The organism is Microcoleus sp. PH2017_08_TRC_O_A (assembly GCF_020738665.1).
Classification (GTDB): Bacteria; Cyanobacteriota; Cyanobacteriia; order Cyanobacteriales; family Microcoleaceae; genus Microcoleus.
This window is the reverse complement of the sequence record NZ_JAEQCE010000056.1, coordinates 19384-33771: the sequence shown is the minus strand read 5'-3', so window position 1 is coordinate 33771 and position 14388 is coordinate 19384. Positions and strand designations below refer to the sequence as shown.

General features: G+C 44.3%; 3 protein-coding genes. All 3 read right to left on the bottom strand.

From position 1 onward, the window contains the following. Positions 1–322 precede the first annotated feature (322 nt). Entirely contained in the window at positions 323–5347 is a 5025-nt protein-coding gene (locus tag JGK22_RS19965; RefSeq protein ID WP_293230184.1) for a PAS domain S-box protein, read from the bottom strand. Positions 5348–6216: 869 nt separating this feature from the next. Then, a complete protein-coding gene (locus JGK22_RS19960) occupies positions 6217–7422 on the bottom strand; it encodes a hybrid sensor histidine kinase/response regulator (RefSeq protein WP_293182956.1) in 1206 nt (401 codons plus the stop codon). A 368-nt stretch (positions 7423–7790) separates the two neighbouring features. After that, positions 7791–14267: a PAS domain S-box protein gene (locus JGK22_RS19955; RefSeq protein ID WP_293207002.1), complete on the bottom strand. Its 6477-nt coding sequence runs from the start codon at positions 14265–14267 to the stop codon at positions 7791–7793. Positions 14268–14388: the final 121 nt, after the last annotated feature.

Here is a 14388-nt window from a genome sequence, read left to right as displayed (position 1 = left end):
ACCCCCAGATCCCTTGAGCAAACTCATTGCAAGAGGCAGACATCAATGAACATTTTTTGCAGGATAATTGCCATTCAATCAGAAGCGAGATCCCCAATGGCTCCTACACAAGTAGTTACTTTTGTCAAATTTCTTGTTAAGAAAGATGTTTATAAAGCATAGCTTTTTAAGGGGGATGCGAGGGGGATCTCCGGCGCATAAATAGTGTTAAGTAAACCGTATTGTTATATAACCACTTAAACAAAGAGGGCTCGCATCCCAACAACGTACCTAATCTATCTGAGAACCGCTATAACAAATAACAAATAACAAATAACAACTGTCAACCGTCAACTGTTGAACTGGTACCAGTTAAATTCGATCGCACGGGAATTTCAATCAAAAACTCCGATCCCTCTCCCAGTGTCGAAATACAGGTCAATCTGCCGCCGTGGCGATCGACTACAATCGAGTGAGAAATCGACAGTCCCAAACCCGTGCCCTTGCCCACAGGCTTAGTCGTGAAAAACGGGTCAAACAGCCTCGATCGCACTAGCTCCGGTATCCCCCCGCCGTTGTCCGCAATAGATACCGCTACGAAGCCCGCAGCAGCCTCATAAGTCCGAATCGCGATCGTACTGGGATGTCGATCGCACTCCTCGATCGTCCGCCCCTTGTCCCGTTCCTCCAAAGCATCGATCGCATTAATCAAAATATTCATAAATACCTGATTCAACTCGCCCGGAAAACATTCAACTTGCGGCAATAACTGGTAATCTTTAACAATCTGAATCCCCGGACGGCTGCTGTGAGATTTCAAGCGATTTTGCAAAATCATCAAAGTGCTGTCAATTCCCTCGTGAATGTTCGCCGACTTACCAGCAGACTCGTCCAACCGGGAAAAATTGCGTAATGATTTGACAATTTCGACAATTCGCTCGGTTCCTACTTGCATAGAAGTAAACAATTTCGGGAAATCGTCAGCAATATAATCCAAGTCTATTTCATTGAGTTTATCTAACACTTGAGCCGGAGGATTAGGACAGTAATCTTGATAAACTTTAATCAATTCCAACAAATCTAAACTGTAACGGCGAGCCGGACTGAGATTGCCGTGAATAAAGCTAACTGGGTTATTAATTTCGTGAGCGACACCAGCAACTAACTGACCCAAACTCACCATTTTTTCATTTTGAACGAGCTGAGCTTGAGTGGTTCTGAGTTTGTTAATAGCTGCTTCCAACTCTCGCGCTTTTGAACGTTCGCGCGCTTCCGATTCCTGCAAAGCTGACTCCGCTTGTTTGCGATCGGCAATTTCAGTTTGCGCTTGCTCAAACAGCGTCGATTGCTGGATCGCGATCGCTAACTGCACGCTAATTTGTTTGAGACACTCCACCTCAATTTTTAGCCATTGGCGGCAGCCAGCGCACTCGTGAGCAATCAACAAGCCCCACAACTTCTCACCTTGCAAAATCGGCACTACCAAATTAGCTCGCACCTGAAATTGAGCTAATAAATTAATGTAGCACTCAGAAAGACCGGCTTTGTAAATATCATCCACAGCTACAGTGCGACCGTTTTGGTAAGCAGAACCATAGCTGTCTTTAAAGCAAGAATCGTTAATATTTATTCCCTGAAGCGACCGCCAATTTTCAGCCACCGCCTCAACTGCTACAAAACCGCTCCAATCGGGATTAAACCGATAAATAATTGTCCGGTCTGTTTGCAGAAAATGCCGTATTTCAGCAACAGCTTTTGTCAAGATTTCTTCTAAATTTAGAGAAGAGCGAATGCGTTCCAGCATCCCTACCACCAAGCGTTCTTGTTTTAATTGCTGGCGCAAGATAGACTCGGCAAGTTTGCGGTGATTAATATCTTCAATCACAGCAATTCCGTAGCTTGGTTCCCCAAACCCGTCCCGCACTAAAGATACAGTCACATTAGCCCAAACAAATGAACCGTCTTTGTGCACAAAGCGTTTCTCAAGTGAATAATTCAAAATTTCCCCAGCTAACAGTCTTTGGGCAGACTCGACATCTGCTTCTACATCTTCGGGGTGAGAAATCTCCCAAACATTTCGTGCTTTCAGTTCCAATTCTGAGTATCCGATAATATTGCAAAAGCCTTGATTGGCATTCAAGAAACTACCTTCGGGTGACACTTTAACAATCCCGATCGCCGCTTGTTCAAATACAGCCCGAAATCGCTGTTCGCTTTCTTGCAAAGCAATTTCTGCTTTTTTGCGATCGGTAATATCGATTTCCGTGCCAAACAGTCGCACCACCTTACCCAAGTCATTTTTAACAGCTTGTCCTTTACAGTTAACGTGCCGGATTTCTGCTGATAGAAAACATATGCGGTGGTCGATGTCGAAAGCTATCCCTTCATTCACCGCCTTTTGCAAAGCTTCTGTAACGCTTTCCTTGTCATCGGGATGAATTTGCTCTAAAATTTCTGTCATTGTCGGCTGCCAATTAAATTCTCTACAGTAAACTCGAAACACTTCGGCAGACCAATTAACAATACCGGTCTCTATATCGAATTCCCAAGTTCCCATGCGGGCAATTTCTTGTGCATATTGCAATTGGTCGGCAAGTTCTTGTAGAGATGCGATTAACTGCGTTTTTTCGGCTTCGGCCCCAACGCGGGCGCTGATATCTTTGTGAGTACCCGTCATCCGCAATGGCGCACCCCATTCGTCGTACTCGACTACTTTGCCCATACCCAAAATCCACTGCCAATTTCCGGCTTTGTTGAGGATCCTAAATTCAAATTCATAGATCTCGATGCCACCTTCAAAATATAAATTTAAAGATTCTCTTGCTCTGATTCTGTCTTCGGGATGCAGCAAATTTTCCCAACCTTGGAAGTTGTTGTCAATTTCAGTGTCTGCGTAACCGAGCATTGATTTCCACTGCGAGTCGAAATAAGTTTCGCCAGTAGCTATATTCCAATCCCACAGCCCCAAAGAGCTGCCTGAAACCGCTAACTGCAATCGCTCTTGACTGAATTTTAATGCCGATTCGGCGCGTTTTAGGTCTGTAAGGTCAGCAATGATTGCCATCATTCCTATTGGTTTGCTGGCGCTATCTTTAATGCAGTCAGCTCGCAATTGAGTTTCGATAATTTCGCCGTTTTTAGCCCTGAGTGCAATTTCATTGCTCCATGACAAACCTTTCCGCAGGACTTTAAATAATTTTCTTAACTCTTGAGATTTGGCGTACATTACTGCTGGGCCGCCGGCATTATTTAGTTCCTCAACTGTATAGCCGTAGCGTTGAATAAATGCTTGATTGTGATAAATTGAATAGCCGTCTAAATCTGCGATCGCGATTGCATCGCTAGCGCTGTCTACAGCTTGAGTTACCAAACACAGGGTATATTCGGCGTTTTTGCGATCGGTAATATCAAAAATCGCTCCGTCAAGCCACAAAACCAACCCTTCTGGATTGTAAGTCGCCCTACCCCTTTGGGACATCCAGCGCACCGACCTGTCAGCGCGCACAATCCGGTATTCTACATGATACGGCTGTTTCGAGTCTACCGCCGCTCTGATTTGTCGATCGAGCATTTCCCTGTCTGCCTTATGGATGATGCTAGCAAAACTCAAGCGGTTGTTGTGAATAAAATCCCCAGCAGCATAGCCGCTAATTGCCTCAAGTTCGTCACTCACAAACACCATCGTCCAATCAGCATCGTATAAGTTGCGGCAGATAGCGCCCGGAATATTCTCAATTAGCGATCGAAATCTGGCTTCACTCTCCCGCAAAGCCGCTTCCGTCTCTTTTAAATCAGTAATATCCAGTATCATCCCTTCCCAAACAATATCGCCTTCCGGCCCTATAAGCGTCGTAAAATTAACTCGTTCTGGTCTCGAAACACCTCGCATCCATTTAAGTTTTCCAGACCGCATAATCGCGCGCCATTCCTGCTGCCATGGCTGCATATTTACCGCCGAATAAACAATAGATTCTTGAATTTTTGGGAGGTCGTCTGGATGAATGCAACTGAACATAAGTTCGGAATTCTCCTGAATATCTTCAGGTTCCAATTCATATAAATCGCGGCTGCCAGAAGAAATGTAAGGAAAACATTGTCTGCCGTCACTTGAGAGGCGGAATTGATAAATTACTCCCGGCAAATTGGCAGCTATTTGCTGGAGTCTAGCTTGGGTTTCTTGCAGGGCTAATTGTTTCCGCTTATCCTCAGTGACCTCTCGAATTATTCCGACAAGTATTTTACTGCCGTCGGTATTTTCAAATACGGTTTTTTTTGTAGACAGAATGTGCTTAGCACCGCTGCCATCCGTAAATATTTCCTCGCTGTCGTTTTCTTCCCCGGTTCTAAACACTTCTTCGTCTTTCTCCCAAAAAAAATCAGCTTCTTCTTTGGGGAAAAAATCGTAATCCGATTTACCTAGCAGTTGCTCGCGCTGCTTGCCTATCAGCTTACAAAAAGCATCATTTAACAGTATCCAGCGGTGCTGTTCATCTTTGACAAAAATTGGATCGGCAACTGCATCGATCGTATAATTCAAAAATTTTTTATTAGCTTCCGCTTCCTCTCTGGCTAAAATTTTATCCGTAATATCGTTAATAGTTCCAGTAGTTCCCTGCGCCGCGCCGTTTTTGCCAAAAATCAAAAATTCCTGAATTTCTACCCAGCGAAATTCGCCATTTTTGGTAAGATATCGCATTTGATAGCAACAGGATATTTCTTGATTTTCAGTCGAATTTTTAGAGGAATTTAAATATTGGTGTTGGTCGTCAGCATGAATGTAACTCAAACAGGAATTTCCCAAACTTTCATCAACCGTAAATCCGGTTATTTTCGTCCAAGCAGGATTGAGAAAAGTCCAATTGCCCGCAATATTTGTTTCAAAAACTACTTCTTTGATATTGTCAACAACCTGGGGGTATTTTCCTTGACTTTTTTGCCATTCTGCTTGTCGCTTATGGCGGGCGATCGCGCACTCGATCGTCCGCACCAGCAGTCGGCTGTCTAATTCTTTTTTTATCAGATAATCTTGAGCGCCGGCGGCAATTAAATTGACAGCCAATTCTTCTTCATCCGCCCCTATCAAAATGACGATCGGAATATTGATTCCGCCATCTTGGAGGCGAAAAAAATTATTAAATTTCGGGCTATCAGGGAGGGTTAAATCTAATAAAATTACATCAAAAACATCGCTGCTTAAAATTTCTATCGCTTCCCCGATGCGAACTACATTGGTCGTCTCAATTGATGCTCTCAGTTCGCGATCGTCAGACAGCAGTTCTTGAATTAGTGCTGCATCTTGGGCACAGTCTTCTACTAAAAGAACTTTCAAGCAAGCAGGCGTTAAAGTTGATTCAAGAACAGAGGTCATACCATTTTAGATTTTAGATTTGGGATTTTAGATTTGGGAATTACTGATGAGTCTCGGGTTTCGCGCTTGTCTAAAGTTGCATTCTTTTTTTCGAGCGATATCAGTTTGCTACTTTTTATTTATCCAATAAAAACTGCTGCGGATGCAGCTACCTAGCTCCTATCATTTTATATTAAAAATTTAAAAAATTGAATAATTGGAAATGGTGGATGACTCTCATGGTTGGGAGTACGGCGAGTTGCATTCTTTTGAGGGAATGGCATCATTTTTGGGAAACTTGAACCGCAGGCTGTAGGGTGGCTGGGTACTTGCAGACGCCCGAGATTTATTGGTATGGCTTGACAGTTGACCGCTTGACAGTTGACATTTAAGTACGGGAATCAAAGCGTTGATTCATAAACAAGTCTAGGCTTTATTGATGAGGTTATTTACGTCCGCGCCCGATGTGGCGGTTACTATATAATTGAGCTATTTGCTGCAAGTTGTCCGCCTCACTCCAAACCTAGTGACCCAAATTTATCGTAGTTTTAGCGATCGTGCAAATCCACTCTATTTTAATTTACAACCTTTGGCAAGGAAATAGCAAGAGACCGGGCAAAAAATCGCGGATCGAGAAGGACTAAATTCCTGACTGCGAAGCTAGGTCAGTTACAGTGAATTTACGGAACATACTATCAAATGGTCTCGGTTGAATTACTGACAAGTAACGCCCGTTTGTAGTGAGGACTTTATGCCTATCTTTGGGATAAAGAAGGACTAAAGTCCTGACTACGAACCCGATAAAGAAGGACTAAAGTGCTCACTACGAACCTGATTCCGAACTTAATTCAGGTTTTGTTACCGGAGGCGATTTTACTGATTTGAGTCGATCAATTTTTCGGCTGTTTGGGCAGCACGACTGTAAACACGCTGCCTTGACCGAGATTGCTGCTAATAGCAATCTCGCCGTTAAAAGGTTTTAAAAGTTCTATACAAGTATAAAGTCCGAGACCAGTTCCTGTTGGTTCCCCTTCGATTTGTTCTTCGCCTTTAGGCGGCTTCGACGTATAAAAAGGGTCAAAAAGTTTTGACAAATCTTCAGGTGCTATGCCGCATCCCGTATCTGCAATATCCATGTATATGTTCGAGTTGTCTTGCCGAGTCACGATAGTTATTTCCCTGATTTTTCTTTCCCACATAGCATCCATTGCATTATTTATTAAGTTATAAAATACTTGAGAAATATAGGAATAAATTAAGGGAATATTGGTTATTGTTTCGTCATAAAAGTATTTTTTTCTAATCTTATTCTTGAAAAACATATTTCCTTCCAATAGTTGAATTTCTCGCTGTACTAAATCGTTGATATTTACAGGATGCAAATCTTGGTTTTGTTCTTTCCTGCTTTTCATCATCAGAGTATCCATAATCTGATTAATTTTTGAGACAGCTTGAAAGATGTATTTGGTATAATTGAAAAAAGAGTCTTCTTGGATTTTTGTGGCTTTTGTTTCAATCAAATCGACGCTAGTCTGGATCACTTGTAGCGGGCTTTTGAGGTTGTGCACCATTCCCTGGGTCAAACGTCCGATGATGGCTGTTTTTTCCTGGTCGATTAATTGCTTGGTTTTTTGTTCGACAAGTCTTTCCAGATTTTGGTTGAGCTGGGCTAGTTCTAGGTTTTTTTCTTCGAGTTTTTGTTGCAAGTTGCGGATTGTCAAGTGAGTTTCTATGCGGCTCAACACTTCTTCGTGCTGGAAAGGCTTAGTGATGTAGTCAACTGCTCCTGTCTGAAAGCCTTTTACTTTATCAAGGGTCTCGGAAAGGGCGCTCATGAAGATGATTGGAATGTCTCGGGTTGACGGGTCTGCTTTCAAACGCAGGCAAGTTTCAAAACCGTCAATTCCGGGCATCATGATATCCAAAAGAATCAAGTCGGGATGGATGTATTCAATTTGCTCGATCGCACTTTCGCCGTCTAGAGCCACTAATACTTTAAATCCGTAATTTCTTAACAACTCGAAAAGTACGTCAAGATTTGTTTGGTTGTCATCGACAATTAGTATGATGCTTCTTTCGGAATTCTTATCGTTCATATTTAAGGGAAAAATTAAAATGATTGAGTTGTGAGTTGTCGGTTGTAATTTTACATGAGATTCAAGGGATTTTCGGTGCCTCTAGAAACCCGGTTGCTCGGTAGGTGCCGACGTTTGCAATAGCCTCTTTATAGGGCAATACTGTTCAGTTAACAGTGTTTATTTTCCGGATATCCCCCTAAATCCCCCGGATAGTCGGGGGACTTTTAGAAGAATCCTGTCCCCCCCTTTGTAGGGGCGGTGCCCCCGTGCCTGCCCTCTTGGCTAAGGGGGGATCGGGTTTAATCCAAGCGTATTGCGTTATTGACAATCACGATCGGGGCGTGAGATTTAACTGATTTTAATTTATCGGTTGGCTACCCTCAATTTTAGGGCAAATGTTGCTTCAAAAAATCTCGAATTTGCCTGAGCTGAAATCCTTTAGCAAGTTGGCGAACGTGCTGAACAAAAGGGACTAATGTCGGGTCAGAATTTTCTAGTTTAGCAGTTTCCTCCAGGATAGCTTCAATATCGCCCATAGCAGCCAATCTTAACAAGACAAAGACTGACTCTGAACCAGGAGACACTATTGTTGAGTCAGCAATCGCAATCTCCGATAATGCTTTGGGAGTTTGAGCTTTGCGTTTTTTGGTTTCCGATCCCTCTTCGTAAATCCATTCTAGTCTCAAATGCAGGCGCAATAATTCTAAAAGGTCGTTAGTTTGAATCGGTTTGGTGACAAAATTATCGCAACCTGCAAGTATGCTTTTTTGCCTGGTAGTCTCGTAAACGCTAGCGGACAAAGCAAGGATAACCGCATCTTTTAATTCCGGCAACTGTCGCAGCCGCCTGGTGGCTTCCCAGCCGTCCATTACTGGCATCAGCAAGTCCATTAAAATTAGATCCGGTAGAAATTCCTGTGCTTTGTGCAAACAGTCTGCGCCGTCTATGGCTTCTGCAATTTCAAAGCCCAAACGAGAAAGCAGTCTGTGCAGCATGGCACGATTTACTTCGTGATCGTCTACGATCAGGACTTTCCGGTGGCTGCCTCTAAAACCGATAAGCCGGCGTTTTTCTTGGGTGGAGGGGGTTTCAGAATATTCGGCGACTGCGGGCAAGTCTATATCCAACCAAAATATGCTACCTTTGCCGGGGGTACTTTGGACGTGAATGTCGCTGCCCATTATTTTGACTAATTTTTGGCTGATGGAAAGTCCTAGTCCGGTACCTTCGACGAAATTGTTACGATCGCCTACTTGATGAAAAGGCAAAAATATTTCTTCTAGTTTATTCTGCCGGATGCCGATGCCGGTATCTTCGATTTGAAAGCGAATTTTAGCGGTTGGGGCCCGATCGCCAGTAGTTGTGGCGATCGCTTCGGGCGCTTCTGTGGTTTCCCGCAGGGCGATCGACTTTTTCGGATTGTCTAAATTCGCAGTCCAATTGATTGTTTGAGTAGAAACTTCGGCTGTCAAACTCGAATTTGTGCAGTGGGTTTGAGGATAATTTTCTGCGTAACCGACTTTGAATGTCACGCCACCGCTCACCGTAAACTTAACCGCATTGCTGAGCAAATTAATCAAAACTTGGCGCAATCTGATTTCATCAACAAAAACGTAGTCTGGCAGCGCCGACACCTGCTCGTAATTAAACGCAATTCCTTTTTGATGCGAGCGCATCTGGAACAGATCGACAATACTTTTAACAAAGCTGGGAAAATGCAGATTTGTCGGTGACAGTTCCATTTTACTAGCTTCGATTTTCGAGAGGTCTAAAACATCATTAATCAGGGTTAGCAGGTGGTTGCCACACTGGTGAACGTTGTTGAGACTTTCCTGTTGCTCCGCAGTTAAATTCTTATCCGGTTTGAGCAGTTGAATGTATCCTAAAATCCCGTTCAAAGGCGTCCGCAATTCGTGGCTCATGTTGGCGAGAAAGTCGCTTTTAGCGCGGTTGGCAGATTCGGCGGCTTCTTTGGCTAATTGCAGGGCGGCTTCTGCTTGTTTGCGATCGGCTATTTCGGTTTGTGCTTGTTCAAATAGGGTCGATTGCTGAATGGCGATCGCCAACTGCACGCCCAATTGTTTCAGGCACTCTGCCTCCAATTTTTGCCAGGAATGCGGGCCCGTGCAGTGGTGGGCTATCAACAGCCCCCACAAGTTTTCGCCTTGCAAAATCGGCACTACCAGACTCGCTCTCACCTGGAGGCGAGTCAACAAACTCAAGTAACAGTCGGCGATGCCGGCATTGTAAACATCTTCTGTGGCTCTAATTCGGCCATCTAGGTAAAGAGGAACGTAGGCTTCTCCAAAACAGGGATCGTAAATTTCCATTCCTATAATTGATCGGGTATTTTCGCCAACCGATTCGACTGCGACAAACCCGCTCCAATCAGGATTGAATTGGTAAATTACAGTTCTATCTACTTGCAAAAACTGGCGGACTTCTTCGACTGCTTTGGTGAGAATTTGTTCTAAATTAAGAGAAGAGCGAATGCGTTCCAGCATGGCTACTGCCAACTGTTCCCGCTTTAATTGCTGGCGCAAAAATGCTTCTGATTCTTTGCGTCTTGTGATATCTGTAATCACGGCAATTAACCCGACCGAATGGTCATTTATGTCTTTAATGCTATCGGCTCGCACCAGAGCGGTAACAGCTTCATCACTCTTGGTTCGCAGGGCAACTTCGCCGCACCAAGAGCGACCTTTGCGAATGTTTTTATAGATTTTTTTGTAACTTTTAGGCCGGATGTAAAGCGCGGCGCGATCGCCTAGCTCGTTGAGTTCTTCCACTGTGTAGCCGTAACGCTGAATGAAGGCTTGATTGTGGTAAATAGACCGCCCTTTCAAGTCAGCGATCGCGATCGCGTCGCTGGTACTTTCCACAGCTTGAGTGACCCGCAGCAAAGCTAATTCTGCTGCTTTGCGATCGCTGATATCGGTCATCGAACCCACCATCCGCAGGGGGTTTCCGGCTTCGTCCCAGACTGCTTGAGCGCGGGCGAGCACCCACTTGTAGCTGCCGTCTTTGCACTGCAAGCGGTATTCGGCGGCGTAATTGGGGGTTTGGCGATCGAGATAATCTTGGATTGTGGCTTGCACTCGATCGCGATCGTCTGGATGGATGCGATCGATCCATTCGCTGTTGCTGCTGTCGATTTCGCCGTCTGCGTAACCGATAATTTCTTGCCAGCGGGCAGATCGAAAAGCTTCATCTGTTTGAAGATTCAAGTCCCAAATTCCGTCTTGATTGCCTTTAAGAACTAACTGCCAGCGTTCTTCACTTTTACGCAATTCTTCTTCGGCTTGTTTGCGCTGAATGTGAGAACCCAACTGAGTCGCTACCGCATTGACCAATTCTACTATACGCGGTTCCATAATTGATGGATCGCGCTTGCAGAACAGTAAAATTGCCAGCACCTCTGAATTGGCGCGAATCGGCACTCCGAAACAAGCTTTCAATCCGGCTGCTGCCGCCATTTGCGATCGGGCAAAAAATGCATTATTGACTACAGAAACATCTTCAATCCATTCTACCTTTCTGGTTGACCAAATCCGTCCCGGCACTCCCAATCCCGGCGCGAACCTAATTTTCTTACTTTCCTGGCCAAACCTATCTAAATCGCGATCGCTAGCATACCAAGTTTCGCTGTGTTCCAAAACAGTACCATTAGCAACGGGTATCCAAGCTTCAGCAAAATTCCAGCCGATCGCAGTGCACAGCAACCGGAGGATATCAGGGAGAGCGCTGTGAAAATCTACCGACTTACTAATGGCTTGAGTTGCTGCCAGCAACAGCTTAATTTCATCTTCTGCTTGCTTGCTTTCTGTAATATCAGTTCCCGTGCCGAGAATTTGTTTTAACTGGCCCTCTGCTGTTTTTGCAAATACAGTATCTCGGCTGACAATCCAGCGCCAAGAACCATCCTTGTGCCGGATGCGGTATTCAATTTCAAAGATCTCTCCTTCTGTACCCGTTGCGACTTGCTGTAAATAATCAGGCATTTTGATGGCATCTTCCGGGTGCATTAAAGTTAACATCAACGGCCCCATTGCCTGAATCTCATCTACTGTATAGCCAATAATCTGAGAGATAGAAGCATTCGCATAAATATTTTTTTGTTCTATCAAGTCGTAAACATACAAAATATTAGGACTTGCCTCAGCAATGCGATCGCCGAACCGCTTGCTATCTTGCAAATCTGCTTCTGCTTTCTTTCTCGCAGTAATATCGCGAACAATGCAAATTATTTCGCCCTCCGGCAAAATTGTCAGCGAGACTTCTTGAGGGAATTGAGAGCCATCGCGGCGGCAGCCTACTGCTTCTGTGCTGCAATAACCTTGGTGCGCTAAAGTCGGCATAATTTCCCGCTCAAACCTTGCGAGTTCTGCACCTTCATAAAATATTTTCCAACTTTTGCCCAATATTTCTTCGAGGGCATTGTAACCGTAGATTTTGAGTTTAGCTGCGTTGGCATAAATCACATCTCCGCTGGCATTGACAATACCTATGCCTTCGGAAGCGGCTGCCATTGCTGCTGCTTGTCGCTGGAGTTTTGACTCAAAACGTTTGCGGCTGGTGATATCCCGGACGATCGCAATAATTTCGTCATCGGTGCAGAAGACAATTCTCGCTTCAAAATCGCACAGTACATCCTGAATTGGCAGTTGATATTCTACAACTTGAATCTCGCCGGTCTCGATCGCTTGTTGATTGCCGGACAATATTTTTTCAGCAAAAGCAGCAGGCAAGATGTCTTGTGCTTTTTGACCAATAAATATGTTTTCCGGTACCAGGGTTTGGATATCTTTTGCGGGTTTGAAGTCTACAAAAGTGCCGTCGGCGCGACAGCGAAATATCATGTCGGGTATCGCGTTTAAAAGAGCGCGATTAGTGGCTTCACTTTTACGCAATTCAGCTTCAGCTTGCTTGCTCAATGTAATATCTCTGGCAACTGCATAAATTAAACTTTCTTCAGCAAAAGGTGATGCCGTCCACGACAGCCATTTATAAGTACCATCTGGGCAAATACAGCGGTTTTCTAAGTTAATAACGGGGTGAGAATTTTGAAGTTTTTCTAATTCAGCTATAGTTATTTCTCTGTCTTCTGGATGCACGAATTCTATAAAAGGTTTGGCTAGAAGTTCGTCTCGGCTGTAACCTAATACATTTGACCAAGCAGGGTTTAAGCGTTTGAAATAGCCGTCAAAACCTGCAATGCAAAGTAAATCTAGCGAAATGCTAAAGAAGCGATCGCGCTCTTGTTGTGTTTGTTTTAATTCGGTGACATCGATCACCAAACCATCCCAAACTATATCGCCGTTGGCCTGCTTGGAGGGCTTAGCCGCGCCTTGCAGCCATTTCACTCGTTCTCCCGTAACTTGCCGCCACTGGTGGTGCCAAGATTCCTGAGTCACTGCTGAAGTTGCGATCGATCGATGCAAGTCTGAGATGTCATCGGTGTGAACTGTAGCAAAAGCCAAGCTGGCATTTTCTTCTATTTCTTCAGGTCTTAAATTGTAGAGCTGCCAACTCCCAGAAGAAACATAAGTAAAAGATGTTTTGCCATCCACATAAAGCCTGTATTGATAAATCATTCCCGGCACGTTAGCGCTGATTATTTGAAATCGATCTTCGCTTTCCTGCAATGCTATTTGCTGGCGCTTGTATTCGGTCACATCTCGCATGATTCCGACCAACATTTTAGTGCCGTTAGCTTTATTAAAAACTGTTTTTTTGGTAGATATAATGCGTTCTTGACCTGCGCTATCTGTAAAAGTCTCTTCCGTTTGTTTGGGAATACTTCTTTGCAATACTTGCTCGTCTTGTTGCTCAAAAACTTTGGCTTGTGCTGCGCCCAAAAACTCGTATCCCGACGTACCTATAAGTTCCGATCGCCCTTTTCCCATCAATTCGCAAAAAGCATCGTTTAGTACAACCCACCTATGTTGCTCGTCTTTGACAAAAATTGGGTCAGGAGTAGCATTAATCGTGTGATTTAAAAACTCTTCTGATGCTTTTACTTCGGCTTCGTAGCGATAGCGGTCGCTCACGTCCAAAATTACTTTAATCATCCGGTCGATCGAGCCGTCGCGGCCCCGGATGCAGCGCAGGGAAACCCGAGTATAAACTATTTTTCCATCTTTTTTGCGCCATCTTTTGTCTAAAATATAGCCTTCGCTCTCCCCGGCAAAAATTTTATTTAACTGCTCTAAACTAGCCTGCCAGTCTTCAGGATAGCCCCACTGTTCCCAATTTCCGTGCAAAAGTTCTTGGCGCTCGTATCCCAGCAAATTGCACAAAGCATCGTTAACTTCCAACCACTGGCATTGTGTGGGTTCTGAGAGGGAAACTGGAGGAGCAATAATCGCAATTCCGACGAGGGAATTTTCGACTACGGAGCGATATTTTGCTTCACTTTTTTGCAAAGCTTCTTGGTTGTGCTGCCGCTCAACTGCGTAGCGGAGCGATCGCATTAACACTTCGCTGTCGATTTTTCGCTTGACTAGATAATCCTGAGCTCCTGCTTGGATTGACTGCACGGCGAGTTCTTCATCGTTGTGCGCCGTCAGTACGACGATCGGAGTATTGAGGCTGTATTCTTGTATGTTAACAATTGTACTTATGTCTTGGCTGTCGGGCAGCGAAAGGTCAAGTAAAATCACATCAAAATGTTCGCCGAGCAAAATTTGCTGCGCTTTGCTGAGACGGTCTGTACAGCTTACTGACAGCCTTTGGGTTTCGGCTCGGCTGACATTTGTTTCTAATAACAATTCTTCGATTAGATCGGCTTCGGCTTGATTGTCTTCGACCAGGAGAACTTTAAAGCCGTTTCGCTTGGCGGTTGGGCTCAAAACTGATATCATATACCTTGTTAATTATCGTAAGGCAGTCGAGCTAATTATTATAGCATATAAATAATTGAATGCCAAAATAACGCTGGTAAAAAATAAAATTGCTTGCGTCCAAAAACTACAATGTTCTACA